This is a genomic window from Aliiruegeria haliotis (assembly GCF_003003255.1).
Taxonomy (GTDB): domain Bacteria; phylum Pseudomonadota; class Alphaproteobacteria; order Rhodobacterales; family Rhodobacteraceae; genus Tropicimonas; species Tropicimonas haliotis.
Genome location: NZ_PVTD01000009.1, coordinates 45326 through 69949, shown reverse-complemented (window position 1 = coordinate 69949; position 24624 = coordinate 45326). Strand labels below are relative to the sequence as shown.

Here is a 24624-nt window from a genome sequence, read left to right as displayed (position 1 = left end):
TACACGCAAAGGTCATCCCGGCGGGCCTCCGTGCAACGCATCCGGGCACGCACTGCAAGCGGTCAGCGCGGCACAGGCACTTCAGTCTCCGGTGTCCGTTCCTGCACGCGCGAACCGCGCCCCTACCCTTTCATGAAGGCCTCGAACTCTGCCGCGAACTCCGGATGCCAGCGCGACAATGCCGGACGGTTCTCGATGATATCGCCAATGGCCCAGGCCATGCGCTTTTCATCCATCGCCCGTGTCACGTCATTGTCGGGACAGAGGATATAGAACTCCCGCGCCCGCAGCCGTTCGAGGAAGAACGCGGCCATCTCTTCCGGCGTCCAGGCCCCGTCGGGTTTCTCGGTTCGTCCCCTGGCATTCAGCTCGGTGAAGACGAAGCCGGGGATCAGCAGATGCGCCGAGATCTGCGCCCCGTCGGTATTGCGAAGCTCGTGGGCGAGCGCCTCCGTATAGGCCTTCACACCGGCCTTGGCGACATTGTAAGCGGGATCACCGGGAGGGGTGGTGATGCCTTGCTTGGAGCCGGTGTTCACGATCAGCCCCGGACGCCCCCGCGCGCACATGCGCGGCGCGAAGGCCCGGGTGCCGTTGATCACGCCCCAGAGGTTGGTCTGCAAGACCCGTTCCCAGGCGTCTCTTGGGCCGAACATCGTGCTGCCGGGCTGGATTCCGGCGTTGTTCACGAGCACATCTGTGCCGCCGAAACGTTCGGCAACGGTGGACTCCAGCTTGGCGAGAGCGGCGGGATCGGTGATGTCGGCATCGCTGGTCATCACCTCCCGGGCGCCGGTTGCGCGCAGCCCCGCTGCGGCGGCGTCGACCTTGTCGGCACGGATATCGACCGCAACAACGGCCATGCCCAGCCTCGCGAACCCGGTCGCGATGGCGAGGCCGATCCCGGCGCCAGCGCCGGTGACGACGGCAACGGACTCTCGATTGAGAACAGCATCATTCATGGCTCTCTCCTCCTAAACCTCTTCCAGCCGGTCGGTCGCCGGTGCGGGGGTCGGCGACAACGCGGTGATCCGCTCGCGCAATTCCGGCGACAGGGCGAAATCCATCGCCGCCAGCGAAGGCGCGAGTTGCTCCACCGAACGCGCGGAGATGATCGGCGCTGCCACCGCAGGGTTCGCCGCGACCCAGGCCACCGCAAGTGTTGCAGGCGACACGCCGGCCTCCTCGCCGATCCCGGCAAGCTCCCGCGCGACATCGTGCATCCATGCCGACTTGTAGCGGGCCGCGTACATCGGGTTTTCCGCAATTCGGCCAGAGCCGCCGCGCGCGAACTTGCCGGTCAGCAGCCCGCCACCAAGCGGCGAATAGGGCACAACAGCGATGTCTAGGTCCTGTGCGCAGGGCAGCAATTCAACCTCGACCTGACGCTTCACGAGGTTGTACATCGGCTGCATCAGGGTAATCTCCAGCCCGAACCTGCTCGCGGTCCATTGGGCCTTCATCACCTGCCAGGCAGCGAAGTTGGACACGCCGACATGGCGCACCTGCCCGGCCTGCACCAGTTCCGCCAGCGTCTCGAATGTCTCTTCCAACGGTGTCGCGTCATCGAACCGGTGCAGGTACAGCCCGTCGACCGTCTCCAGCCCGTGCCGCTGGCGACTCTCTTCCACCTGGGCGAGAATGTTCTGCCGCCCGGAACCGCCGCGGGCCGCAACCTTGCTGGAAACATAGACCGCTTCCCGCTCCTGCCGGACCATCTCTCCCAGCCAGGTTTCGCTCAGCCCGTCGGTGTAGACATTGGCGGTGTCGAAGAAATTAATCCCGGCAGCGCGACAGGCATCGTACATCGCGCGGGAGGCCTCCCGGTCGGCCGTGCCGCCGAATTGCATGGCGCCGAAACAGAACCGCGACAGTGTCGTGCCGTCGAGCGTCGTCAGATTGCAGGCTGTCATTGCGTCGCTCCCGGATAGGAAATCTCTCCACCGCCAACCGCGGCGGCAACGCCTGTCGTCGACGGGAAGGAGGTGGGCAGGCCACGCGCCACCCGCACGGCAAGATAGGCAAAAGCCTGCGCCTCAAGCATGTCACCGTCCAGACCAACCTCCTCGACCGCGACAACATCGCATCCGAGGCCCTCGGCGATCATCGTCATCAGCACCGGGTTCTTCCGCCCACCGCCCGTCACCAGCAGACGCTCGACCGGGACGGGAAAGTGCTCCGCGCCGCGCACGACTGCAACCGCCGCCGCCGCCGTGAGCGTTGCAGCGGCATCGGCATCCGACAGGCCCTCGACCTGTGTCGACAGGGCCGCAAAGTCATCCCGGTCCAGGGATTTGGGCGGCATCCTGAAGAAATACGGATGTTCGGCAAAGCGGTCCAGAACATCGCCCGCGACACTGCCCTTCATCGCCAGCGCCCCGCCCTCGTCGAAGCTCAGCCCACGGCGGCGCATCAACAGGTCATTGATCGGCGCATTGGCCGGCCCGGTATCGAAGGCCAGCAGGGCACCGTCCGCTTCGGGCGCCGCCTTCGACGGGTCGACCCAGGTCAGGTTGCCGACCCCGCCGAGGTTCAGGAACGCCAGCGGCGCCTCCGCCCCGATCCACTTCGCCAATGCGAAGTGATAGACCGGCGCAAGGGGTGCCCCCTGCCCGCCGAGCCGCACATCCGCCGTCCGGAAATCCCAGACCACGGGAAGGGCAAGTTGCCGGGCCAGCGCCGCCCCGTCACCAGCCTGGTGCGTGCCACGTCCGGCCGGGTCATGGGCCAGCGTCTGGCCATGGAACCCGGCGATGGCCGCATCTGGAAACCCGGCCATCAACTCGGCATGTGCGCGTGTCACCAGCCGCGCGGCCACCTCAGCGCCCGGGTCGTCCGGCCAGCACCCCAGCGCCGCGCGCAGGATATCGCGCTCTTCGGTGGCATAGGTCCTGTAGGCATGATCGCCGAAGCCCGCGATCTCTATTCCGTCGGTTTCGATCACGGCCGCGTCCACGCCATCGAGCGAGGTGCCCGACATGGTTCCGAGCGCCTTCATCACCCCCGTTTTCAACATGCCCTTTCCCTCGGCTGCCCGCGCCGCTACATAGGCGCTCAACTGCCGAGAATGGACCGAGAACGCATGACCTACCACCCGAAATCCGACTTCATCCGCGTGATGATCGAACGCGGATTCATGGCCGACTGCACCGACATGCAGGGGCTGGACGAAGCCATGTCGAACGGGATCGTGCCGGCCTACATCGGCTTTGACGCCACGGCGAAATCGCTGCACGTCGGCTCGCTGATCCAGATCATGATGCTGCGCTGGTTGCAGAAGACCGGCCACAAGCCAATCACGCTGATGGGCGGCGGCACGACGAAGGTTGGCGATCCGTCCTTCCGTGCCGATGAACGCCCGCTGCTGACGCCCGATCAGATCGACGACAATATCGCCGGGATCAAGCGGGTGTTCTCGGCCTATGTCGACTACTCGGACGAACCAACCGGCGCGTTGATGATCAACAATGCCGAATGGCTGGACGGGCTGAACTACCTCGATTTCCTGCGTGATATCGGGCGGCACTTCTCCGTCAACCGGATGTTGTCGTTCGAATCCGTGAAGTCGCGGCTGGACCGGGAGCAGTCGCTGAGCTTCCTGGAGTTCAACTACATGATCCTCCAGGCCTACGACTTCCTGGAGTTGAACCGCCGCTATGGCTGCGCGCTTCAGATGGGCGGCTCCGACCAGTGGGGCAATATCGTCAATGGCATCGACCTGACCCGGCGTGTGCTGGACCACGAGATCTACGGCCTGACATCACCGTTGCTGACCACGTCCGACGGCAAGAAGATGGGCAAGTCACAATCCGGCGCCATCTGGCTCAATGGCGACATGCTGTCCCCCTACGAGTTCTGGCAGTTCTGGCGCAACACGACGGATGCGGATGTCGGGCGGTTCCTGAAGCTCTACACCGAACTGCCGATCGACGAATGCCAGCGGCTTGGCGCGCTGGAAGGCTCGGAAATCAACGATGCCAAGATCCGGCTGGCAAACGAGGTGACGACGCTTCTGCACGGGGCCGAGGCGGCCGTTGCGGCGGAGCAGACCGCGCGCGAGGTCTTCGAGAAGGGTGGCGTGGGCGATGATCTGCCGACGCTGGCGCTGTCCGCCGACGAGGTTGGGGACGGCATCTCCATCGTGCAACTCATCGTGCGCTCCGGTCTGGCGAAATCCGGCAAGGAAGCCAAGCGGCTGATCGCGGACAACGGCGCGAAGATCGACGACGCACCGCTCACCGATGCGGGCATGATGCTCGACGCGGCGGCCCTCGCCTCCCCGGTCAAACTCTCCGCCGGCAAGAAACGCCATGCGTTGGTGACGCTGGACGGCTGATCCGAAGCCACTGGCAAGGGCACTTTCCGGTAGCGCGGCCGACCGAAAGGCTGGTACGAAACCGGGGGCATGTCGCGCCCGCTCCAATACAGGAAGGCCGGGCAATGACCGATCGGATACTTCTCATCGTTGCTGCAATCGGACTTGTGCCGATTGCCTTGTCCTATGGCGCGATGCCGTCCAGTTCGCTTGGCTGGCTGCTGGGTATCGAGGTGGAGACAGTAAACCTCTCCCACGTGTTTCGCGCAGTGATGGGGCTCTACCTGGTCAATGCCGCGTTCTGGATCGCCGGCGCGTTCCTGCCGGAACTGCGGAAACCCGCCCTCTGGGTGCTGGTGCTCTTCATGGGCGGCCTCGCCGCCGGCCGCGCCCTGAGCCTCGTCCTGGATGGGATGCCGAGCCCGATCCTAGTACTTTACCTCGTTCTGGAACTCGGTCTTGCCGTCGCTGGTATCATCGCCTTGCGTAGGCCGGTCGCCGCCTGAATGCCTCTCCGGGTTGGCCGCACAGCGGCCAACCTTAGCTCTCGCAGAGACGCGTGCGGGTCGCCGCTACGCCTGAAGCCCATCAGCCGTGCGTCTTGATGTAGCCCACCAATGCCGCGGTGGAGCCATCCTTGCCCTCGGTGCCCTCATCGCCCGAAAGCACCGGCTCCAGCGCCTTGGCAAGCTCCTTGCCAAGCTCAACGCCCCACTGGTCGAAGGAGTTGATGCCGAGGATGATGCCTTCCACGAAGACACGGTGCTCGTAGAGCGCCACGATCTGGCCCAGCACTTCGGGGGTGAGCAGCGGGTACATCAGCGTCGTGGACGGGCGGTTGCCGGGGAAGACGCGGTGGCGGGCCTGACGGTCCAACTCGGCACCTTCCAGCCCCTTCGCGGCCATGATCTCCGTCGCCTCCTCCAGAGACCGCCCCCGCAGCAGCGCCTCGGACTGGGCGAGGCAGTTGGCGACCAGCAGGGTGTGCATGTGGCCGAGGTCTTCCTCATGCCCCTTCGCGCCGACCATGAACTCACAGGGAACAACGCCGGTGCCCTGGTGGATCAACTGGTAAAAAGCGTGCTGACCGTTGGTGCCGGGCTCGCCCCAGACAATCGGGCCGGAGACCGTCTCCAGATCCTCGCCGTCCATGTTCACCCGCTTGCCGTTGCTCTCCATCTCCAGTTGCTGGAGATAGGCCGGCAGGCGGATCAGGCGCTGCTCATACGGCAGCACGGCGCGGGTCGGGTAGCCGCAGACCTGATGGTGCCAGATGCCGACAAGCGCCAGCAGGACCGGCAGGTTTTCGCGGTAGTCGGCCGATTTGAAGTGAACATCCATCGATTGCGCGCCGCGCAGGAAGGCGCGGAAAGCGGTGCCGCCGATGGCGATCATCAGGCTGAGACCGATCGGACCCCACATGGAATAGCGTCCGCCGACCCAATCGGCGAAGCCGAACACGCGGGAGGAGTCGATGCCAAAGGCCGCGGTCTTGTCCTCGGCAGAGGAAAGCGCCGCGAACTGCGCAGCGGGATCGCTCACCGTTTCGCTCATCCAGGCCCGCACGGTCTGCGCATTGGTCATCGTCTCGATGGTGGTGAAGGTCTTGGAGGCAACAATCACAAGCGTCGTCGCGGGGTCCAGTGGCCGCAGCACGTCGGCGACATGTGCCCCATCCACGTTGGAGACGAAATGGCAGCGTGGCCCATCGGCATAGGGCGACAGTGCCTGCACCGCCATCACCGGCCCAAGGTCCGATCCTCCGATACCGATGTTCACCACGTCGGTGATCTTGCCCCCCTGCCCGGTAAAGCGACCCGACCGGACGTCCTCCGCAAAGGCGTCCATCCGGTCGAGCGTGCCGAGAACTTCGGGCATCACGTCGGTGCCATCGACCACCACCGGTCCGCCGTCGAGGTTGCGCAGGGCCGTGTGCAGAACCGCGCGGCCCTCGGTCTCGTTGATCTTTTCACCCGCGAACATGGCATCCCGGGCGCCAGCCACGTCGGCCGTCTCCGCGAGCCGGATCAACAGGTCCAGCGCCCGCCCGTCGATATTCGTCTTCGAGAAATCGAAGAGCATGTCCCCGAACCGGGCGGAGAAGGTCTCCGCCCGGCCCGGATCGTCGAACAGCGAGAGAATGGAGCGCTCCGATACCGAGGCGCGATACGATGTCAGATCATTCCACATGGGGATCCCTATTCTGCCCAATGTACGGTTGCGTCACCCAGTACCGTCTTCACCGGCGCTTCGCGAGGCGACAAGGTGCGCGCCCGCTCCAGTGCCGCCCGTTTTTCGGGGCCAGTGATCAGGATATGGGTGGATAGAGCGCCTTTCAGCACCGGGGCGGTCAGCGTCATGCGCGGCTCGCCGGCGGCATCGGCCCGCAGCGCCATGAGCGCCGGAGCGTCATCCGACAGCGCCTGGTCCAGCTTGTCGGCCCCCGGAAAGAGCGAAGCCGTATGCATGTCAACGCCCATACCCAGCAGGAGCACCGTGATCGGAAGCACGTCGCGTATCTGCGCGCCGAGCATCTCCAGCGAGTCCTCCGGTGTTTCCGTATCCGCATGCAGCGGCTGGTAGTTCGCCGCCGCCGCCTGCCCCACGAGCAGCCGTTCGCGCAGCAGACGGGTGTTGGACCGGGGGTGATCCTCCGGCACCCAGCGTTCGTCGTTCAGGAGCACGGTGACCCGGCTCCAGTCCAGCACCGACGCCGAGAGAGAATCGAAAGCCGGCCCGGGGGTCGTCCCGCCCGGAACGCAGAGCGTCGCCCTATCCTGCGTCAGCAACGTGTTCTTCAACTCGCTGGAAATCCTGTCCGCCAGGTCGATCATCATCAGATCGCGGTCGGGATACTCGATGAATTTCATGCCTTGATTTCCCTCCATCTGCGCCCGTCCTGATGCAGAAGCATCAGGGCTTCCTCCGGTCCGGTGCTCCCCTGCTCGTAGGGGGAAGGCGTCGCTCCGCGATCCTCCCAGCCCTCGATCACGGGATCGGTCCAGGCCCAGGCCGCCTCCACCTCGTCACCACGCATGAACAAGGTCTGGTTTCCGCGGATCACATCCATGATCAGGCGTTCGTAGGCGTCGGGGATGTCCTCCGCCTGCTCGCCGAGCGCGTCCGCAAAGGACATGTCGAGCGGCACCTGGATCAGCCGCATGCCGCCCGGCCCCGGCTCCTTGATGGTTACCACCATCTCCATGCCCTCGTTCGGCTGGAGCCGGATCGACAGCACATTGGATTGCCCCGGAGGTCCGTCGAAGATGGAATGAGGCGCGTCCTTGAACACCACGGCGATCTCCGAGGCCCGTGCCTTCAGCCGCTTGCCGGTCCGCAGATAGAACGGCGTGCCGGACCAGCGCCAGTTGGCAATGCCCAGCCGAAGTGCGATGAAACTCTCGGTCTTGCTCGACGGATTGTTCACGGCCGACTTGTAGCCCGGCTCATCGCCATCGGCATACTGGCCGCGCACGATGTCCTCCGGCGCCACTGGCTTCAGCGCCCGGATCACCTTCAACTTCTCGTCCCGCACCGACTCGTCCTCGAACCGTCCCGGCGGCTCCATCGCGATCAGGCAGAGAAGCTGCAGCAGGTGATTCTGAACCATGTCCCGCATCGCGCCAGACCGGTCGTAATACTCGCCACGCCCGCCGACACCGACAGTTTCGGCCACGGTGATCTGGATATGGTCGACGTACCGACTGTTCCACAGCGGCTCGAAAAGCATGTTGCCGAAGCGGACCGCCATCAGGTTCTGGACGGTTTCCTTTCCGAGATAGTGATCGATCCGGTAGATCTGAGTCTCGTCGAAATGGCACGCGAGGCTTTCATTGAGCGCACGTGCCGTCTGAAGATCCTTGCCAAAGGGTTTTTCGACCACGATCCGGCTCTTGTCGTCGGCGATCCCCTGCGACTTCAGCCGCTCCGCGATAGGGCCAAAAAGCGATGGCCCGACGGAAAAGTAGAAGGCATGAACCGTGCCCTCCCGGATATGCTCCTTCAACGCGGCCCATCCATCTTCGCCGGTAGCATCCACGCGCACGTAGGACAGCAATTCGAGGAACTCCGCGATCCGCTCGGGGTCTTTTGCGTTGTCGGGCAGGAACTCTTCCAGCGCCTCCCCCACCAAAGCCCGGAATGCCGCGTCGTCCATGTCACTGCGCGCCGCGCCAATGACCCGCGCCTCCGGCGGCATCTGCCCATCGGCAAGCCGCCGATACAGCCCCGGGAGGATCTTTCGCCGGGCGAGATCCCCGGTTCCGCCGAAAATCACCAGATCGAATGGCTCTACCGGAATGATGCGTGCGACCATGTCCATGCTCCTGCTCTCCGCCGCGCTCAGCCGCGCGAGGCCACTGTTAGCGCAAACAGCGCGACACTCCAAGCCTTCACAACACTGTCAGACGTCGGCTGCACTCTTTCCTCCGGTGATATCAGGGACTAGCTGTTTCCGGAACCGAAAGCGATGAAGACATGGGGCATTTTTCATGAAGGACATGGGTGAAGCCAACTCCGGCAAGTTCATAGACCCGGAGTTGACAGCCGATGGCTCTCCCCGCGCCCGTGTCGCGCTGACGGATCCACAGACCTTGTGGTTCAACACCGGCACGCTGTGCAATATCGAATGCCGGAACTGCTACATCGAGTCCTCCCCGACCAACGATGCCCTTGTTTACCTGACCGCGGACGAGGTCAGCGCATACCTTGACCAGTTGGAGGCACGGCGCTGGCAGGTGCGCGAGATCGGCTTCACCGGCGGCGAGCCGTTCATGAACACCGAGATGGTCGAAATGGCCCGCCGCAGCCTTGCCCGAGGCTACGACGTTCTGATCCTGACCAATGCTATGCTGCCCATGATGCGTCCGCGTGTACGCGACGGCCTGCGCGCGTTGCAAGCCGAGTACGGGGCAAAACTCACCTTGCGGATCTCGGTCGATCACTGGTCGGAACGGCTCCACGACGTTGAACGGGGCCGCGGCAGCTTCGCACACACGCTCCGGGGTATGCGATGGCTGCGGGATGTCGGCATCCGCATGGCGGTGGCGGGCCGGAGCGTCTGGGGCGAGAGCGAGGAGGACGCGCGCGCCGGCTACGCCCGTCTCTACGCCGAGAACGACTTTGACATCGACGCACAAGACCCTGGAATGACAGTGATCTTCCCGGAAATGGACGACACCTCGGAGGTTCCGGAAATCACCACGGCCTGCTGGGATATCCTCGGGAAGTCGCCCCGTTCAGTGATGTGCGCCACCTCCAGGATGGTGGTGAAACACAAAGGTGCCGCCACTCCCAGCGTCGCGGCCTGTACCCTGCTGCCATACGATTCGGCCTTCGATCTCGGCAAGACCCTGGCCGATGCCGAACGCGACGTGGCTCTCAACCATCCCCATTGCGCGAAGTTCTGTGTCCTTGGCGGAGCCAGCTGCTCGGCGTAATTCCGGACAGGGCGGCGCCTCCGCGCCTCGGCTGCTGGACATCGACCGCCCCTGCGGTCAAGGTCGCCCCGACCCTTTCGGAGAGACCCATGGCCCCGCGCAAGATCATCATTGACACTGACCCCGGGCAGGACGACGCCGTGGCCATTCTGCTGGCGCTTGCAAGCCCGCAGGATCTGGAAGTTCTGGCAATCACCGCCGTGGCCGGGAACGTGCCGCTGCACAGAACGTCGCGCAATGCGCGGGTGATCTGTGAACTGGCCGGCCGCACCGACGTGCCGGTGCACGACGGCGCCGAGGCCCCGCTGCGCCGCACGCTGGTCACCGCCGAATACGTGCATGGGAAATCCGGCCTCGATGGCTACGACCTGCCGGAGCCGACAATGCCCGTGGCCAGCCTGTCGGCGGCCGAGGCGATCATCCACCACGTCCGCCGCGAACCGCCCGGCACGGTGACGCTGTGCCCGCTGGGGCCGTTGACCAACATCGCAACCGCGCTCATGTCTGCCCCGGACATCGCCGAGCGTATCGCCGGGATCGTGCTGATGGGCGGGGCGTATTTCGAGGTTGGAAACGTTACGCCCGCGGCAGAGTTCAACATCTACGTCGATCCGGAAGCTGCTGACATTGTGATGAAATCCGGCATTGATATTACGATCATGCCGCTGGATGTCACCCACAAGGCGCTGATCACGGCGCCCTGGCTGGAAGGGATGAAGGCGCTGGGGACGCATGTTGGCGATGTGGTTTGCAGCTGGCTGGATTTCTACGAGCGCTTCGACATCGAGAAATACGGCGGCGCGGGCGGGCCGCTGCATGATCCCTGTGTCATCGCCTGGCTGCTGAAGCCGGAGCTGTTCACCGGTCGCCGCATAAACGTGGAAATCGAGACCCAGAGCGACCTGACGCGCGGCATGACCGTGGCCGACTGGTGGGGTGTCACCGACCGTGCACCCAACGCCCTGTTCATCGGCGATCTGGATGCCAGCGGGTTCTTCGATCTTCTGAGCGACCGTCTGGGGAGGCTCTGATGTCCGGATCGATGCCGATGAAGACCAAGCTGCACCTGGCCAAGCCGGACGACCTGCCCAAACTCCTGACCATGGTCGAGAGTTTCCAGACGGAGTTCGGGATAGAGATGGACAGCGACACGCGCCTTGCAGGCGTTGCGCCGCTGTTGGAGGGCAACCCGCTCGGTGTGATCTACATTATCGGGCCGCGCAACGCGCCGGTCGGCTACATTGCCATCAGCTTCGGCTGGTCGATCGAACTGGGTGGCATCGACGGGGTTGTCGACGAGTTCTGGATCCGCCCGGCCGTGCGCAACAAGGGCATGGGGAGCGAAGCGCTTTCCGCACTGATCCCGGCGCTCCGGGACGCGGGCGTGAAGGCGCTGCACATGGAGGTCGACCGGGACAGCCCGGTCTCGGCGCTCTATGCGCGCCTCGGATTTGCAAAGCGCGACCGGTATTGCCTGATGACGGCCGAACTGGGGCGCTGAGCACGAAGCGGTTGTCGCGCCACCAATCGCCGCCATATCAGGGTAGAACGACAGCAGATCAGGAGATCGGGCTCATGGACGTCTTGCCCCGGGAAGTGCTCGACATCCCCTTCGACAACAGCTTCGCCCGACTGGAGGGGCAGTTCTTCGTCCGTCAGAACCCGGTGCCGGTCAAGGCGCCTGAGCTGCTGCTGCTGAACCTCGGCCTTGCTGCGGAGCTGGGGCTGGACCCGGCGGCGCTGCAATCGCCCGACGGGGTCGCGGTGCTGGCCGGAAACGCCCTGCCCGCCGGAGCCGAGCCCATGGCGCTCGCCTATGCCGGACACCAGTTCGGGGGATTCTCCCCGGTACTCGGCGACGGACGTGCCCTGCTGCTGGGTGAAATCGTCGATCCGGGCGGCCGGCGGCGGGACATCCAGCTCAAGGGATCGGGGCTCACCGCGTTCTCCCGACCCGGCAGCGATGGACGGGCGCCGCTCGGCCCTGTGATCCGGGAGTTCATCGTCGCCGAGGCGATGCAGGCACTGGGTGTGCCCACCACGCGCTCGCTCGCGGCAGTTGCCACCGGCGAGCATGTCCGGCGGCAGGGACTGGAACCCGGAGGCGTGCTGACCCGCGTGGCCAGCAGCCACATCCGCGTCGGTACCTTCCAGTTCTTTGCCGCGCGCCGCGATATCGAGGGGTTGCGCAAGCTCTACGAACACGTCGTTGCCCGCCACTACCCGGAGGCCGGGTCGCCGCTCGATCTGCTCTCCGCGGTGCTGGAACGTCAGGCGTCGCTGGTCTGCCAATGGTTGGGGCTGGGATTCATCCACGGGGTGATGAACACCGACAATACCTCGATCTCCGGCGAGACCATCGACTACGGGCCCTGCGCCTTCATGGACACTTTCCACCCTGCGACCGTCTACAGTTCCATCGATCATGGAGGGCGCTACGCCTATGGCCGGCAGCCGGAGATCCTCGGATGGAACCTCGCGCAGCTTGCCACGGCGCTGCTCCCCCTGTTCGGAGAGGAGCAGGACGCGGCGATCGAGGCGGCGCAGAGCGTCATGAACGGGTTCGGCGATCTCGTGCGCGCGGGATGGACCGCGACTTTCCGGGCCAAGCTGGGGCTCGTGTCGGCCGAGGACGGCGACACCGCGCTGGCCGCCAACCTGCTGGAACGGATGGCCGAAGGCGGAGCGGATTTCACGAACACCTTCAGGGGCTTGTCCGATGGCACTGCCCGGGATCATTTCCTGGATCCGGATGCCTACGACGGCTGGGCAGCAGACTGGGCCGCACGGCTGGAACGCGAGCCGCAGGACGGGCTGGCCGCGCGTCTCAAGGCCGCCAATCCGGCGCTGATCCCCCGCAACCACCGCGTTGAACAGGCAATCTCCGCAGCGGTCAACGGGGACCTCGGCCCGGCGACACGGCTGGTGGATGCGCTGTCCCGCCCGTTCGAGGATGTGCCGGAGTGCCATGACGCGCTGACGCGCCCGCCGACAGAAGATGAACGTGTTCAGCGGACCTTCTGCGGCACGTGAGACCACGGTGGCGCCTGCGCTCGGAAACGCCTGTCCGAACGGGTTTCACCGGGTCAGTGTATCTCTCAGGCCGCCCGGTGCCTTGGAGGCCGATTGATCAGGATCAGGCCGAGGGTGACCATTGCCAAGGCACCAAGCAGCCCGAGACCGAGGCTTTCGCCCAGCAGCAACCAGCCAAGGCTGACGCCGAATATCGGGGTCAGGAAACTGAAGGCGGCCACCGAGGCGGGCGGGTAGATCGACAACAGCCACAGCCATGCCGTGAAGCCCAGAGAGACCACGATCGCCGCCTGAAACAGGAGACCCCACCAGTGGATAGGCTCCGGGTCGCGCAGGAAGTCGCCAAAGAAGGGCGCCACGAGCAGAAGGAGGGGAGCCGATACCAGAACCTGCCAGAAGAGCTGCGTCTCCGCGCCGACCTCCGCGAGACGGGTGCCGCGGGCCAGCAAGGTGATGGCCGCCCAGCTGATGGCCGCGGCCAGGGCACACAGGTCACCAGCGAGGGAGACCTCGCCCGCCGGACCGGTGCGGTTCACGATCGCCCAGCCGACCCCGGCAAAGGCCACGAGCAAGCCGGCGCATTTGGTCGGCGTGAGACGTTGGCCCGGCAGCATGAAATGCGCCGCAATCGCTAGCCAGACCGGCATGGAATAGAAGATGACCGAGGAACGGGTGACACTGGTGAGGTCCAGCGCAAGGAAGAGAAAGATGAACTCCGCCGTGAAGGCGAGGCCGATCAGCACGCCTGCCGGAGCTGTCTCCCGGCGCAGATCGATCCGCCTGCCGCGCAGCCTCAGCAGCCCCCACAGGCAGAAAACCGCCAATGCCGAGCGCAGCCCGGCCCAGAACACCGGCTGCAAGCCTTCGTTCACGACCTTGATGACAACCTGATTGAAACCGAGAAAGCCGGAAAAGGCGATCAGGGAGACTGCTCCGAAAGTGTCCATGGAATCCTTGCGTTGCATCCTCGCCCTCCTGCCCGGCCGCGCAGCGATGACGCCGGGCAAGGGGGTTGTCAAGCGGCGGCAGCGGAACCGGCACGCGGCAGGAGTGCAACGGTTTCACCCGCTCGCGCGGGTCAGCGGACCGGGGGGATTCACGTGGAGTCCCTGCACCGCTAGGCTTGACGCTTGTAAGATGAGTTGGATCCCGTCATGACCCAGGCCCCTTCCCTGACAATCCGCCCGGTGTGCGCCGCGGACGAGCCGGAATGGCGCCGGTTGTGGACCGGGTACCTGGCGTTCTACGAATCCAGTGTCAGCGAGGAGGTCTACCGCACGTCCTTCGATCGCCTGCTTCATGGTGGACCGAACGATTACAAGGGCTTGCTTGCCGAAGTTGATGGAAATCCGGTGGGTCTCGTGCACTTTCTCTTTCACCGGCACATGTGGCGGGTGGAGAATGTCTGCTACCTGCAGGACCTCTATGCCGATCCGGAGGTGCGCGGCTCCGGGGTCGGACGGGCGCTGATAGAGGCAGTGTATGATGCCGCCGACGCCGAAGGGTGCCCGAATGTCTACTGGCTGACACAGGAATTCAATCACACGGCGCGGCAGCTCTATGACCGGATCGCCGACGTGACCCCCTTTATCAAGTATTCCCGGAGGCGGGCATGAGCTTGCGCACCCTCGGCGCCGCCGCGCTGGCCCTGACACTCGCCGCCTGCGGCTCCGCCCCTGACGACATGGCCCATCGCCGCGCCACGGCCACCTACAGCGACCCGCTGCCGCCCATGCGCAGCTTCAACCCGGCGACGCCACGCGCCTCGGTGCGGACGAACACGCAGCTGGCCGGCGACTTCCTCCAGTTGACTTTCGAGCTTGAAAGCGGGCGGGAAGTGCCGCGCCTGACACGATACGACGGGCCGGTGGTGGTCGAGTTGCGCGGCCCGGCCAGCGCGACCCTGCAACGCGACCTGTCGCGCTTGGTGAGCCGACTTCGGCGGGAAGCCGGGGTGCCGATCAGCGTTGCGGGCGCCGGTCAGCAGGGCAACCTCGTGGTGGAAGTGCTCACCCGCAAGGATCTGCAACGGGTGGTGCCGCAGGCCGCCTGTTTCGTGGTTCCACGTGTGCGCGGGTGGGAGGAATTCCGCAAGGAGCGCCGCACCGACAAGGTCGACTGGACGACGTTGGAGCGCCGGGAGATGGCCTCCGTCTTCCTGCCGGGCGATGTCAGCCCGCAGGAGGCGCGCGATTGCCTCCACGAAGAGATCGCGCAGGCGCTCGGGCCACTCAATGACCTTTACCGTCTGCCGGATTCGGTTTTCAACGACGACAACTTCCACACCGTGCTGACCGGCTTCGACATGCTCATGCTGCGCGTGACCTATGACCCGGCGCTGACCAACGGAATGGGCAAAAGCCAGGTCGCGGCGGCGTTGCCGGGTATCCTCGCCAGGCTCAACCCCGGCGGTCAGCGCTCGGGACCGCAGGCCTCTCCGGCCACGCCCCGGATCTGGGTCGAGGCCATCGAGGATGCGCTCGGGCCGCGTGGCTCGGACGTCCAGCGACGCAAATCCGCCGCGCGAGCGGTGGAACTGGCCCGATCCGCAGGGTGGCGCGACACGCGCATGGCGTTCTCGCTCTATGCTCTGGGGCGGCTGTCGCTGCACCACGAACCGGAACTGGCGCTCGGTGCCTTCCTCGAGGCGGCCAATATCTACAACGCCCTGCCCGACACCCAGATCCAGTCGGCCCATGTCGCGATGCAACTCGCGGCCTTCTCGCTCAGCGCCGGACAGGCCGGGGCCACGATCAATTTCGTCGACGACAGTATCCCGGCAGTGCGCGCCGCCGAAAACGCCGCGCTGCTCTCGACGCTGATGCTGATGCGGGCAGAGGCGCTGGAGATGCAGGGACAGCTCTCGCAGGCGCGTGCCGAACGGACAGAGGCGCTCGGATGGGCCCGCTACGGCTTCGGGGCGGAGGACCTCGTCCGCGGCCGCGCCGGAGAGATTGCCGCCCTTGCCCCCGGCCCCGGCGACCGCTAAGTGGCGGGCAAAACGCGAGGTCCCACCATGATCGTCATCCTGTTCGCTCTTGCCGGCATCGTCCGCGGGGTGCTCCTCGCCCGGAAGCGGGGCGGGAAGGCGCTCGACATGGCCCAGTACGGCGCGGGATACGGCATCGCGCTAGGGTTGCTGGGACTGTTCATAACCATCGTTCTCGACAGGATGTTGCTCTGACGGCGCGGCTTCAGAACAGGCTCGGTTGGTCCGCCGTCCCAAGCGGCACCTCAAAGAGATCGCAGCGAAGATGCTTCGGCTTTCCGGCCATTCCGAGACGGGACAGCGCCACGCCGTACCGTTGCCAGATCATCGCGGCATAGGTGCCCTCCCCAGTCATGCGCCGCCCCCATTCCGCATCGTAGTCGGAGCCGCCGCGTGTCTCCCGGATGCGGGCCATGACCCGCCCCGCGCGCTCCGGACGCGCCTCCGCAAGCCATTCCCGGAACAGGTCCGCCACCTCCAGCGGCAGGCGCAACAGGATCATGGTTGCCGTGTCCGCCCCCGCATCGCGGGCCGCGACAAGGATCTTCTCGATCTCGTGATCTGTCAGCCCCGGCACCACCGGCGCGATGGACACCATCACCGGACAGCCGGCTTTCGCGAGGGTTTCCAGCGCCCTGAGCCTGCGGGCGGGGTCGGGAACGCGGGGTTCCATGGATCGGGACAGCGCTCGATCCAGGGTGGTGATGGAGATCGACACCCGCGCCAACCCCGCCTGCCCCATCTCTCCCAGGATGTCGGCGTCGCGCTCCACCAGCGTACCCTTTGTTGTGACCGTGACCGGATGCCGGAACTCCGACAGCACTTGCAGGCAACCGCGCGTGATCCCGTGTTCGCGTTCCAAGGGCTGGTAGGGATCGGTGTTGGTGCCGAAGGCGATGGGCTTCGGCCTGTAGGCCTTGCGCGAAATCTCCCCCCGGAGCAGGTCCGGGGCGCCGGGTTTCACCGTCAGCCGGGTTTCGAAGTCGAGTCCCGGCGAAAGCCCGAGATAGGCATGGGAGGGGCGTGCAAAGCAGTAGATGCAGCCATGTTCGCACCCCCTGTAGGGGTTGACGGAACGGTCGAACCCGAGATCGGGAGAGCTGTTTCGGGACAGGATCGTGCTTGGCTGCTCCACATTTGTCTCGGTCCGGATCGGCGCAAGCGCCTCCAGATCCCCCATCCAGCCATCGTCCACGCGTTCCCGGGCATGGGGTTCGAACCGCCCGGGCCGGTTCGACATGGCCGCCCGGCCGCGCCGCCGCTCCTTCGAGACATGGGTGGGATCGATCGGTTTCATGCGCCCAGCAATAGAACAAAACGGGAACTTTGATCAAGTGCCGCGAGTCGATGTTCCCGCTTGAGGTCGGTCGCGGATTAGTGCATGTCGCAATTCGTCGCGTCCGATCCGCCAGATCCGTGAAAACCTGACGATAATCCCCCGCGGTCGCAATCGCCGCCCTGCCAGGAGCCCTGACATGTCCGACGACGAAGACGACATCATCCTGTCCGAACTTGAAACCGACGAGCTTGTCCTGCAGATGCACGACGACCTGTATGACGGTCTCAAGGAAGAGATCGAAGAGGGTGTGAATATCCTGCTGGAACGCGGCTGGGAACCCTACAAGGTGCTGACCGAGGCCCTGGTTGCGGGCATGACGATCGTCGGCAACGATTTCCGCGACGGCATCCTTTTCGTGCCCGAAGTTTTGCTTGCCGCCAATGCGATGAAAGGCGGGATGGCGATCCTGAAGCCACTGCTGGCCGAGACCGGCGCACCGCGCATGGGAAAGATGGTCATCGGCACGGTGAAGGGCGACATCCACGACATCGGCAAGAACCTCGTCTCCATGATGATGGAAGGGGCCGGTTTCGAGGTGGTCGACCTGGGGATCAACAACCCGGTGGAGAATTACCTGGAAGCGGCGGCGCGCGAAGAAGCCGACATCGTCGGCATGTCGGCACTTCTGACCACCACCATGCCCTACATGAAGGTCGTCATCGACACGATGGTCGAACAAGGCATCCGCGACGACTACATCGTGCTGGTGGGCGGGGCGCCGCTGAACGAGGAATTCGGCCGCGCCATTGGTGCCGACGCGTATTGCCGCGATGCGGCTGTGGCCGTGGAAACCGCCAAGGATTTCATCGCGCGCAAGCACAACCAGATGGCTGCGGGCTGACAAGAGCCGTCCGCGAGCTTATGTCATGGGCAAGGAGAACCCCATGCCCCTGAACCGTTTCCTGCCATTTCTGTTGCTCATCATCGCGGCGGCCGCCGTGAGCGTGTTCCTCGCGTCGGCATTGATGGGCGACACGCCGCTATGGACGCTTCTGCCGATCACTGCCGGGGCCGCATTGGTTGTCCGCTGGATCGTGCGGCGCGATCAGAGCTGATCGGATCGAAGGTCGAGAGCGCAAGGACCATGCGGACACCCGACGATACCACGCTGACCGACAGCGGCCTGGCTGCGCCGCAGGATGGTCCGGGCAAGGTGCTGATCATCGGCTGTGGCGCCATCGCGCGGGAGATCCTCGCGGTGAAATCTGCCAATGGATGGGACCACGTGGACCTGACCTGCCTGCCCGCCATCTACCACAACCACCCCGAAAAGATCACGCCGGGGATCGAAGCGGCGGTGGCGGAGCACCGTGCCACCTACGAGCGGATCTTCGTCGCCTATGCTGATTGCGGCACAGGCGGGATGCTGGAGCAGGCCTGCGAACGGCTGGGCGTGGAGATGATCGCCGGCCCGCATTGCTACAGTTTCTTCGAGGGAAACGCGGCCTTCGCGGAGCGGGCGAAGGACGAGATCACGGCGTTCTATCTGACCGATTTCCTCGTTCGGCAGTTCGACGCCTTTGTCTGGCGTCCGCTGGGCCTCGACCGGTATCCGGAACTGCGGGACACCTATTTCGCCCACTACACCAAGCTGGTGCACCAGGCGCAGACCGATGACCCGGGGCTGGCGAAAGAGGCGAAAGAATGCGCGGAACGGTTGGGGCTGGCCTACGAGCGGCGGCTCACCGGCTACGGCGACCTTACATCGGCCCTCACGCGGGTATCGGAGGCCTGAGCGATCGCCGCATGAGCACCGTGCGGTCGTCACCCTCGGCAATCTCCGCAAGGTCTTCGAAGCCTGCCGCGGGGTAGAACCCTAGCGCCGTCAGGGAGGATTGCAGCCGCATCTCCGACAGCCCGGCCCCGCGCGCTGCGTCCATTGCCTTGCCCAGCAGCAGACGTCCAAGACCCCTGCCCTGTTCCTTCGGGTGCACGAAAAGGGACTTCAGCACGTCACCGCACACCCCGGCCGTGCCGACGATTTCTCCGTCAGCGGCGACGGCGACCCAGACCGACCGCTCCCGCATCGCATCGAGCACCCGTTGCGGGGCGTTGACCTCGGCCACACGCGCCAGCACCTCCGGCGGGTAGTCTTTCGCATTGGATCGGTAGAGCGTGGTGATGACGAGGCGGCTGATGCCGTCGGCATCTTCGGGCCGTGCGGCCCGCAGGTTTGTGCTCTCCGCGCTCACGCAGCGGCGCGTTCCGAAAGGTCCTGGATGCGTTGCACCATGGCGCGCAGACCGTTCGAACGTTGTGAGGAGAGGTGATCATTGAGGCCGAGCCGGCCCAGCTCGGCGGGCGCGTCCACCTTCAGCACCTCTTCGACCGTGAGCCCGGAATAGAGCGCAACAAGAACCGCGATCAGGCCCCGAACGATCATGGCGTCGCTGTCGCCTCGAAAGCGGAACACGGCGCCCCCACCCTCGCCCTCGATCTCCGGCACGAGCCAGACCTGGCTGGCGCAGCCATCCACCTTGGTCGCGGGCACGCGCAGGTTGTCCTCCAGAGGATCCATCGCCTTGCCCATGTCGATCACGTGCCGGTAGCGATCCTCCCAATCCTCAAGGAACTCGAAAGTCTCGACGATGTCTTCGAAGGCTGCCTTTGCCATTCCGGTGCTCCCTGATGCTCCGCAGCGAGAGGTAGTCCGATCCGCGGCGAAGGTCCAGCCTCCCGCGCACCCGGCCGCCAAGTGTCCGGCCGGGCTTTTCTTTCGGCCCGCAACCGGCTAGGTCGGATGGGACGAATTCCTGGTGTCTGGGGCCCGACATGAAAGTTCAGATCCTCGCCGGCGTGATTGCCGTGCTCGTGCTTGCCGGATGTGAATCGCGTTACAACCCGGGCAACTGGGGGTGGTTCGGCGGCGGCCGGTCCGAACCGACACTTGCACCGCGCAAGGGCTATGTCGACGACAGCGACCCCCGGCCGGTCATTGACCAGGTGGTCTCCATGACGGTGGACAAGGTGCCCGGCGGCGCGGTGGTAACCGCAGTCGGCCTGCCCAGAACACAGGGGTATTATGCTGCCGACCTGATCTCGACCTATGAGACGGAGGCAGGCAAGCCCGCGGCCAAGGACGGCGTGATGCGGCTCGAATTCCGGATCGTTCCGCCACGGCAACCGCGCCCCGTGGTCAACCAGGCTAGCCGGGAAGTTGTGTCGGCCTTCTACCTGTCGGACCAGGCGCTGCAATCCGTGCGGCAGATTACCGTCGTCGGCGCGCGAAACCAGGTGAGTTCCCGCCGCTGAGGCGCGATCAAAGCTCGATCACCTCGACCTTCGCGCCCTTTGCCGCCAACCCGACCTCTCCATTGCAGAGCCGCAGGGCATCTGCGCCGAAAACCTCGTCGCGCCACCCGCTGAGCGCCCGTACCTCGCGTTTCCCGGCGGCGATCATGTCCAGATCGGCCGATGTCGCGATCAGCTTCTGCGCAACGCCCGCGCTGTCCGATTTCGCCTTCAGCAGCACCCGCAACAGATCCGCCAGCGCCGGATTGACCACCAGCTTGTCACGGCTGTTGTCGGGCTGCGGAAAGGTCTCGGGCCGGGCGTCGAGCCCGTTGCCGACGGCTTCGAGGATCCCTTCGGCGATCTGTCCCTTGCGGGCATCGCGCAGCAACAGGCGCGACTTGCCGAGGTCCTGCATGGTGCGCGGTTTGGTGGAGGCAAGCTCCAGCAATGCATCGTCCTTGTAGACACGGTTGCGCGGCACGTTGCGCCCCTGCGCATAGATCTCGCGGAATTGCGCGAGTTCACGAACGATGGCGAGGAACCGGCCGGAATTGGTGCGGGTCTTGATCCGCTTCCACGCATTCTCCGGCTCGATCACGTAGGTCGCCGGGTCGGTGAGAACGCCGAGCTCCTCCTCGACCCAATGCTGACGCCCAGAGCGCTTCAACTCCGCTGCGAGGTATTCATAGATCACCCGCAGATGCGTGACGTCGGCGATGGCATAGCTCTGCTGCGCCTCCGACAATGGGCGCCGCGACCAATCGGTGAACCGGGACGACTTATCGACGCTGCCCTTTGCAATCTTGCGAACCAGCGTCTCGTAGCCGACCTGCTCGCCAAAGCCACAGACCATCGCCGCAACCTGGGTATCGAAGAGCGGATCGGGGAAGACATTACCTTCGTGGAAGAAAATCTCCAGATCCTGTCGCGCGGCATGGAATACCTTCACCACCGAGGTATCCCGGAACAGCTCGTACAGCGGGTCGAGCGACAGCCCCTCGCCACCGGCAATCGGATCAACCAGAACTGCCTCCCCGTCGTCGGGCAACGCGATCTGGATCAGGCACAGCCGGGAGTAGTAGGTGCGTTCCCGCAGGAACTCGGTGTCGATTGTGACATAGGCGCCGGACTTGGCTTGCGCGCAAAATTCGGCGAGCGCGTCGGTCGTGGTAAGTGTACGCATTCAGGCGGCTCTTTTGTGTTCTACCGGATCGGCGTTTCTGCCCGTTCCGGCTGTCTTAGCCTGATCGCGGGAAGATGGAAAGCTCAGGGCAAATAAACCGGGGTCCGGTCGCCAGAAGCGAACCGACGCAGCACGGCAGGATAGAGCACGTGTTCCTGCACCAGCACCCGGGCGGCGAGCGTTTCCGGTGTATCGTCGGCCTCCACCGGGACACGGGCCTGTCCGAGGATCGGCCCGTCGTCAAGCTCCGGCGTGACTTCGTGCACGGTACACCCGGCCTCCTGATCGCCGGCCTCAAGCGCACGGGCATGGGTGTGCAGCCCGCGGTACTTCGGCAGCAACGAGGGGTGGATGTTGAGCATCCGCCCCGACCATGGCGTCACGAAACCCGCCGTCAAAACCCGCATGAAGCCCGCAAGGCAGATGATATCGGCAGCATGGGCGGCAATGATCTTTTGCAGTTCGGCTTCGAAAGCTGGACGATCCTTGCCGAAGGGCTTGTGGTCGAGCGCCGCCGTCGCCACGCCGCGCGCAGCGGCCCTTGCCAGCCCGCCCGCGTTCGGGTCGTTCGACGCCACGAGGCACGGGGTGGCGGGGTGGCCGGTTTCTGCCATGCTGTCGAGCAGGCTCAACATGTTGGAGCCCCCGCCCGAGATCAGGATCGCGACGCGTTTCACTTCAGCACACCGGTGTAGGTGACCCCCTCGCCGGACAGGACGCTGCCCAGTTGGTAGACCGTCTCGCCCTCGTCCTGAAGCACCTCCATCAGAGACAGCGCCCGGTCGGCCGACACGACCAGCACCATGCCGATCCCCGCGTTGAAGGTCTTGAGCATCTCGGAGGTTTCCAGCTCGCCCGATGCGCCGAGCCAGCGGAAGACCGGCGGAAGCGTCCACGCTCCAAGATCCACCTGCACACCCAGCCCCTCGGGCAAGACGCGCGGCAGGTTCTCTGTCAGGCCACCACCGGTGATGTGAGCCAAACCGTGCACCCCGCCGTACCGGATCGCGGCCAGCGCCTGGCGAACATAGATCCGGGTCGGTGCCAGCAGCGCCTGGCCCAGCGTGCCGGACCCGAACGGCGAGGCTGCGTCCCAGTCGAGGCCATTGACCTCGACGATCTTGCGCACCAGCGAGTAGCCGTTCGAATGGACACCGTTGGAGGCCAGCCCCAGCAGGACGTCACCTTCGACCACGCCGTTGGGCAAGGCCGCGCCCCGTTCCATCGCCCCGACCGAAAACCCGGCAAGGTCGAAATCCTCGTCGGAATACATGCCCGGCATTTCGGCCGTTTCGCCGCCGATCAGGGCCGCGCCCGCCTGACGACAGCCGTCCGCAATCCCTTCGACGACTTGCGCCGCACGTTCCACATCGAGCGATCCACAGGCGAAGTAGTCGAGAAAGAAGAGCGGCTCGGCGCCCTGACAGACAAGGTCATTGACGCACATCGCCACGAGGTCCACGCCCACGCCGGAGACGACACCGGTGTCGATGGCGATCTTGAGCTTGGTGCCCACGCCGTCGGTGGCCGCAACAAGTACCGGATCCGTGTAGCCGGCCGCCTTGACGTCGAAGAGCCCACCAAAACCACCCAGCCCGGCCATGACGCCGGCGCGGTTGGTGGACTTCGCCGCCGGCTTGATCCGCTCCACTAGGGCATTGCCCGCGTCAATATCCACGCCGGCCTCGGCATAGGTCAGTCCATTCCTGCGTTCGGTCACCGGCCATCCCCTCGAATTGCGGAATTCTGAGCGCGAGGTAGCAAGCCAACCCACCGGTGTCCATGCCAAGCCGTCCCTGACCGCCCCCCGGAACACGGCTCGGGCTTGACGCCACAAGGCAACATGGTAGGCACGGCACATGGCGGGCCTGTAGCTCAATTGGTTAGAGCAGAGCGCTCATAACGCTTTGGTTGCGGGTTCAAGTCCTGCCGGGCCTACCACCATCCCAAGCCAAGGGGCCAAGCGCCCTGCCCGCCTGCCGGGCCGCGGTACTCTTCATGCTGGTGGTATTGCAAGCCGGACGAATCTACCGCCAGTTTTCCTCGATTCTGGCGTTGGGTGGCTTTGACGCGTCCCATATCTCGGCTGCCGCTTGGGAGAACCGGTCAAGCACTGCGGGAGCTTTGACGCACCCCCCCCCGACTGTTCGTGGGCAGACATGCAGACCGGGGCGTGGGCATGTCTCTCAGCGGAGGTCGTGGTCACTGCAGAATGTCGGTCTAGGCATCGGCTGGATTGCAGGACGCCAGAGAGCCTCCCTCGATCCTGTTGGCACGGAGAAAGGAGGCGAATGACTTGGTGGGTTGAAGCCGCTTCCAGTCGCATTCCTATCGGTGGGTTCGGCGGTGCGGGTCGGGTTGCCCCTTGCTGGCGGTTCCGCGCGAAGCCTCCTTGCAGCCGTCCCAAGCATTGGTTCCCCTCGTCGAACTGCCCCCGTCCCCGGATGCCTCTCCCGACCAACAGCGGGCGCGTTCTCCCATCGAGACAGACTTGGCAAGCCAACATATTTCTTCTACGTCGTGACTCGATGGTCCCGTAGCTCAGCTGGATAGAGCAGCCGCCTCCTAAGCGGCAGGTCGCAGGTTCAAATCCTGCCGGGATCGCCACTTCTCCCAGGCACCTGAAACGGCTGAACCGCCTAGGGGGGGATGCGAATCACCACGCCTTTTCTCAAGTCCCCGGCAATAGCCAATTCCCACCCGTGACACCCAAGGCGGTGATTGAACGCCACTCCGCCAGTATTGCGGCAAGTCAGTCAAGGGGAGCAGCGCTTTGAAAGCCGCCAGCGCCATCACTCGGGGCTCATCACCCCAAAACGCTTACCCACACCGGTTTCGGTCGTAGAAGTTGTCCCGGTCCGGGATTTCCGGGAAGCCTCTCCGGCAAGAGTCGCCAACATTGAGCTGCAAACTCGCACCTCGTGCTCCGGCCGGTCTTGAGGCGTTCACGACCTCCCCGAGCAGCCCAAAAAAGAACCATGACCATGTGGGGGCCAAGGCCCAAACAGCCCGGTAGCCTTAAGGCAGTGTCGCCCGCATCCTGTTGCGGGCTTGGGAGGTCAAAACCGTTTCGAGCCCTCGCGTCCCTGATCT

At 65.0% G+C, this 24624-nt stretch carries 26 protein-coding genes and 2 tRNA genes; 15 read left to right on the top strand and 13 right to left on the bottom strand.

Translation table 11 applies throughout. The features are described 5' to 3' along the window. Positions 1–122: 122 nt before the first annotated feature. From CLV78_RS18145 to CLV78_RS18135, 3 genes are read right to left on the bottom strand one after another with little or no spacing between them, the layout of a single operon-like run. Positions 123–962 (bottom strand): SDR family NAD(P)-dependent oxidoreductase, encoded by an 840-nt coding sequence (locus CLV78_RS18145; RefSeq protein ID WP_106206670.1) that lies wholly within the window; start codon positions 960–962, stop codon positions 123–125. Positions 963–974: 12 nt separating this feature from the next. Next, complete coding sequence (locus CLV78_RS18140) at positions 975–1913, bottom strand: aldo/keto reductase (protein WP_106206668.1); 939 nt, start codon at positions 1911–1913, stop codon at positions 975–977. Then, the gene (locus CLV78_RS18135) at positions 1910–3016 is read right to left on the bottom strand and encodes an anhydro-N-acetylmuramic acid kinase (RefSeq protein WP_106206666.1); all 1107 of its coding nucleotides are present in this window, start codon (positions 3014–3016) and stop codon (positions 1910–1912) included. Before CLV78_RS18135 ends, CLV78_RS18140 begins: the two co-directional genes overlap by 4 nt. 66 nt (positions 3017–3082) lie before the next feature. Between CLV78_RS18135 and tyrS the strand changes: the two genes are divergently transcribed. Together tyrS and CLV78_RS18125 are read left to right on the top strand one after the other, a co-directional pair. Next, entirely contained in the window at positions 3083–4336 is a 1254-nt protein-coding gene (gene tyrS, locus CLV78_RS18130; protein WP_106206664.1) for a tyrosine--tRNA ligase, read from the top strand. Positions 4337–4440: 104 nt separating this feature from the next. Next, positions 4441–4821, top strand: coding sequence for a DUF4345 domain-containing protein (locus tag CLV78_RS18125; RefSeq protein WP_106206662.1), 381 nt, complete (start codon positions 4441–4443; stop codon positions 4819–4821). Positions 4822–4903: 82 nt separating this feature from the next. Here CLV78_RS18125 and pgi read toward each other — a convergent pair whose 3' ends face one another. The 3 genes from pgi to zwf are packed head-to-tail and all read right to left on the bottom strand — an operon-like array spanning position 4904 to position 8630. Next, positions 4904–6505: a glucose-6-phosphate isomerase gene (gene pgi / locus CLV78_RS18120; RefSeq protein ID WP_106206660.1), complete on the bottom strand. Its 1602-nt coding sequence runs from the start codon at positions 6503–6505 to the stop codon at positions 4904–4906. 8 nt (positions 6506–6513) lie between these two features. Further along, the gene (gene pgl, locus CLV78_RS18115; protein ID WP_106206658.1) at positions 6514–7185 is read right to left on the bottom strand and encodes a 6-phosphogluconolactonase; all 672 of its coding nucleotides are present in this window, start codon (positions 7183–7185) and stop codon (positions 6514–6516) included. Then, positions 7182–8630 carry a glucose-6-phosphate dehydrogenase gene (gene zwf, locus CLV78_RS18110; RefSeq protein WP_106206874.1) on the bottom strand — a complete coding sequence of 483 codons (1449 nt, stop codon included), beginning with the start codon at positions 8628–8630 and terminating at the stop codon, positions 7182–7184. The genes pgl and zwf overlap by 4 nt, the downstream gene beginning before the upstream one ends. Before the next feature lie 175 nt (positions 8631–8805). Between zwf and CLV78_RS18105 the strand changes: the two genes are divergently transcribed. From CLV78_RS18105 to CLV78_RS18090, 4 genes are all read left to right on the top strand, one after another. Beyond that, on the top strand, positions 8806–9753 hold the full coding sequence (locus CLV78_RS18105; protein ID WP_106206656.1) for a radical SAM protein: 948 nt from the start codon (positions 8806–8808) through the stop codon (positions 9751–9753). Between the two features lie 89 nt (positions 9754–9842). Further along, a complete protein-coding gene (locus CLV78_RS18100; RefSeq protein WP_106206654.1) occupies positions 9843–10784 on the top strand; it encodes a nucleoside hydrolase in 942 nt (313 codons plus the stop codon). Beyond that, on the top strand, positions 10784–11254 hold the full coding sequence (locus CLV78_RS18095; protein ID WP_245925152.1) for a GNAT family N-acetyltransferase: 471 nt from the start codon (positions 10784–10786) through the stop codon (positions 11252–11254). The genes CLV78_RS18100 and CLV78_RS18095 overlap by 1 nt, the downstream gene beginning before the upstream one ends. Before the next feature lie 74 nt (positions 11255–11328). Then, positions 11329–12786, top strand: a complete 1458-nt coding sequence (locus tag CLV78_RS18090; RefSeq protein ID WP_106206652.1) for a protein adenylyltransferase SelO — start codon at positions 11329–11331, stop codon at positions 12784–12786. Between the two features lie 65 nt (positions 12787–12851). Here the strand turns inward: CLV78_RS18090 and CLV78_RS18085 are convergent, their stop codons facing one another. After that, positions 12852–13751, bottom strand: a complete 900-nt coding sequence (locus CLV78_RS18085; RefSeq protein WP_106206650.1) for a DMT family transporter — start codon at positions 13749–13751, stop codon at positions 12852–12854. A 189-nt stretch (positions 13752–13940) separates the two neighbouring features. Between CLV78_RS18085 and CLV78_RS18080 the strand changes: the two genes are divergently transcribed. Genes CLV78_RS18080 through CLV78_RS24210 form a run of 3 tightly spaced genes read left to right on the top strand, consistent with a single transcriptional unit; the run spans position 13941 to position 15970 of the window. Further along, the gene (locus CLV78_RS18080; protein ID WP_106206648.1) at positions 13941–14402 is read left to right on the top strand and encodes a GNAT family N-acetyltransferase; all 462 of its coding nucleotides are present in this window, start codon (positions 13941–13943) and stop codon (positions 14400–14402) included. Further along, positions 14399–15775 carry a DUF2927 domain-containing protein gene (locus tag CLV78_RS18075; RefSeq protein WP_106206646.1) on the top strand — a complete coding sequence of 459 codons (1377 nt, stop codon included), beginning with the start codon at positions 14399–14401 and terminating at the stop codon, positions 15773–15775. Before CLV78_RS18080 ends, CLV78_RS18075 begins: the two co-directional genes overlap by 4 nt. A 27-nt stretch (positions 15776–15802) precedes the next feature. Continuing rightward, positions 15803–15970 carry a hypothetical protein gene (locus CLV78_RS24210; RefSeq protein WP_170111674.1) on the top strand — a complete coding sequence of 56 codons (168 nt, stop codon included), beginning with the start codon at positions 15803–15805 and terminating at the stop codon, positions 15968–15970. A 10-nt stretch (positions 15971–15980) separates the two neighbouring features. Here CLV78_RS24210 and CLV78_RS18070 read toward each other — a convergent pair whose 3' ends face one another. Further along, the gene (locus CLV78_RS18070; RefSeq protein WP_106206645.1) at positions 15981–17072 is read right to left on the bottom strand and encodes a PA0069 family radical SAM protein; all 1092 of its coding nucleotides are present in this window, start codon (positions 17070–17072) and stop codon (positions 15981–15983) included. A 178-nt stretch (positions 17073–17250) separates the two neighbouring features. On the opposite strand from CLV78_RS18070, the gene CLV78_RS18065 reads away from it, so the two are divergent. From CLV78_RS18065 to CLV78_RS18060, 3 genes are read left to right on the top strand one after another with little or no spacing between them, the layout of a single operon-like run. Beyond that, entirely contained in the window at positions 17251–17955 is a 705-nt protein-coding gene (locus tag CLV78_RS18065; protein WP_106206643.1) for a corrinoid protein, read from the top strand. A gap of 43 nt (positions 17956–17998) precedes the next feature. Then, positions 17999–18169, top strand: coding sequence for a hypothetical protein (locus CLV78_RS24040; protein WP_158263601.1), 171 nt, complete (start codon positions 17999–18001; stop codon positions 18167–18169). A gap of 29 nt (positions 18170–18198) precedes the next feature. Further along, entirely contained in the window at positions 18199–18849 is a 651-nt protein-coding gene (locus CLV78_RS18060) for a DUF1638 domain-containing protein (RefSeq protein ID WP_106206641.1), read from the top strand. Here CLV78_RS18060 and CLV78_RS18055 read toward each other — a convergent pair. Both CLV78_RS18055 and CLV78_RS18050 read right to left on the bottom strand, forming a co-directional pair. Further along, positions 18827–19306: a GNAT family N-acetyltransferase gene (locus CLV78_RS18055; protein ID WP_106206639.1), complete on the bottom strand. Its 480-nt coding sequence runs from the start codon at positions 19304–19306 to the stop codon at positions 18827–18829. The genes CLV78_RS18060 and CLV78_RS18055 overlap by 23 nt on opposite strands. After that, a complete protein-coding gene (locus tag CLV78_RS18050) occupies positions 19303–19728 on the bottom strand; it encodes a SufE family protein (protein WP_106206637.1) in 426 nt (141 codons plus the stop codon). The genes CLV78_RS18055 and CLV78_RS18050 overlap by 4 nt, the downstream gene beginning before the upstream one ends. A gap of 158 nt (positions 19729–19886) precedes the next feature. Between CLV78_RS18050 and CLV78_RS18045 the strand changes: the two genes are divergently transcribed. Then, on the top strand, positions 19887–20366 hold the full coding sequence (locus CLV78_RS18045) for a hypothetical protein (protein WP_106206635.1): 480 nt from the start codon (positions 19887–19889) through the stop codon (positions 20364–20366). A 7-nt stretch (positions 20367–20373) separates the two neighbouring features. On the opposite strand, the gene rnd is transcribed toward CLV78_RS18045, so the two are convergent. From rnd to purM, 3 genes are all read right to left on the bottom strand, one after another. Continuing rightward, entirely contained in the window at positions 20374–21531 is a 1158-nt protein-coding gene (gene rnd / locus CLV78_RS18040; protein ID WP_106206633.1) for a ribonuclease D, read from the bottom strand. A gap of 83 nt (positions 21532–21614) precedes the next feature. Then, entirely contained in the window at positions 21615–22208 is a 594-nt protein-coding gene (purN, locus tag CLV78_RS18035) for a phosphoribosylglycinamide formyltransferase (RefSeq protein WP_106206631.1), read from the bottom strand. Then, positions 22205–23251: a phosphoribosylformylglycinamidine cyclo-ligase gene (purM, locus tag CLV78_RS18030; RefSeq protein WP_106206629.1), complete on the bottom strand. Its 1047-nt coding sequence runs from the start codon at positions 23249–23251 to the stop codon at positions 22205–22207. The genes purN and purM overlap by 4 nt, the downstream gene beginning before the upstream one ends. A gap of 144 nt (positions 23252–23395) precedes the next feature. Between purM and CLV78_RS18025 the strand changes: the two genes are divergently transcribed. Together CLV78_RS18025 and CLV78_RS18020 are read left to right on the top strand one after the other, a co-directional pair. Continuing rightward, positions 23396–23472: transfer RNA gene (locus CLV78_RS18025), tRNA-Ile, on the top strand. Positions 23473–24061: 589 nt separating this feature from the next. Then, positions 24062–24138: transfer RNA gene (locus CLV78_RS18020), tRNA-Arg, on the top strand. Positions 24139–24624 lie beyond the last annotated feature (486 nt).

Excerpts from the sequence above, each read along its gene's own strand:
- CLV78_RS18145 (WP_106206670.1), bottom strand. The coding sequence starts at position 962 with ATGAATGATGCTGTTCTCAATCGAGAGTCCGTTGCCGTCGTCACCGGC.
- CLV78_RS18140 (WP_106206668.1), bottom strand. The coding sequence starts at position 1,913 with ATGACAGCCTGCAATCTGACGACGCTCGACGGCACGACACTGTCGCGG.
- CLV78_RS18135 (WP_106206666.1), bottom strand. The coding sequence starts at position 3,016 with ATGTTGAAAACGGGGGTGATGAAGGCGCTCGGAACCATGTCGGGCACC.
- tyrS (WP_106206664.1), top strand. The coding sequence starts at position 3,083 with ATGACCTACCACCCGAAATCCGACTTCATCCGCGTGATGATCGAACGC.
- CLV78_RS18125 (WP_106206662.1), top strand. The coding sequence starts at position 4,441 with ATGACCGATCGGATACTTCTCATCGTTGCTGCAATCGGACTTGTGCCG.
- pgi (WP_106206660.1), bottom strand. The coding sequence starts at position 6,505 with ATGTGGAATGATCTGACATCGTATCGCGCCTCGGTATCGGAGCGCTCC.
- pgl (WP_106206658.1), bottom strand. The coding sequence starts at position 7,185 with ATGAAATTCATCGAGTATCCCGACCGCGATCTGATGATGATCGACCTG.
- zwf (WP_106206874.1), bottom strand. The coding sequence starts at position 8,630 with ATGGTCGCACGCATCATTCCGGTAGAGCCATTCGATCTGGTGATTTTC.
- CLV78_RS18105 (WP_106206656.1), top strand. The coding sequence starts at position 8,806 with ATGAAGGACATGGGTGAAGCCAACTCCGGCAAGTTCATAGACCCGGAG.
- CLV78_RS18100 (WP_106206654.1), top strand. The coding sequence starts at position 9,843 with ATGGCCCCGCGCAAGATCATCATTGACACTGACCCCGGGCAGGACGAC.
- CLV78_RS18095 (WP_245925152.1), top strand. The coding sequence starts at position 10,784 with ATGTCCGGATCGATGCCGATGAAGACCAAGCTGCACCTGGCCAAGCCG.
- CLV78_RS18090 (WP_106206652.1), top strand. The coding sequence starts at position 11,329 with ATGGACGTCTTGCCCCGGGAAGTGCTCGACATCCCCTTCGACAACAGC.
- CLV78_RS18085 (WP_106206650.1), bottom strand. The coding sequence starts at position 13,751 with ATGCAACGCAAGGATTCCATGGACACTTTCGGAGCAGTCTCCCTGATC.
- CLV78_RS18080 (WP_106206648.1), top strand. The coding sequence starts at position 13,941 with ATGACCCAGGCCCCTTCCCTGACAATCCGCCCGGTGTGCGCCGCGGAC.
- CLV78_RS18075 (WP_106206646.1), top strand. The coding sequence starts at position 14,399 with ATGAGCTTGCGCACCCTCGGCGCCGCCGCGCTGGCCCTGACACTCGCC.
- CLV78_RS24210 (WP_170111674.1), top strand. The coding sequence starts at position 15,803 with ATGATCGTCATCCTGTTCGCTCTTGCCGGCATCGTCCGCGGGGTGCTC.
- CLV78_RS18070 (WP_106206645.1), bottom strand. The coding sequence starts at position 17,072 with ATGAAACCGATCGATCCCACCCATGTCTCGAAGGAGCGGCGGCGCGGC.
- CLV78_RS18065 (WP_106206643.1), top strand. The coding sequence starts at position 17,251 with ATGTCCGACGACGAAGACGACATCATCCTGTCCGAACTTGAAACCGAC.
- CLV78_RS24040 (WP_158263601.1), top strand. The coding sequence starts at position 17,999 with ATGCCCCTGAACCGTTTCCTGCCATTTCTGTTGCTCATCATCGCGGCG.
- CLV78_RS18060 (WP_106206641.1), top strand. The coding sequence starts at position 18,199 with ATGCGGACACCCGACGATACCACGCTGACCGACAGCGGCCTGGCTGCG.
- CLV78_RS18050 (WP_106206637.1), bottom strand. The coding sequence starts at position 19,728 with ATGGCAAAGGCAGCCTTCGAAGACATCGTCGAGACTTTCGAGTTCCTT.
- CLV78_RS18045 (WP_106206635.1), top strand. The coding sequence starts at position 19,887 with ATGAAAGTTCAGATCCTCGCCGGCGTGATTGCCGTGCTCGTGCTTGCC.
- rnd (WP_106206633.1), bottom strand. The coding sequence starts at position 21,531 with ATGCGTACACTTACCACGACCGACGCGCTCGCCGAATTTTGCGCGCAA.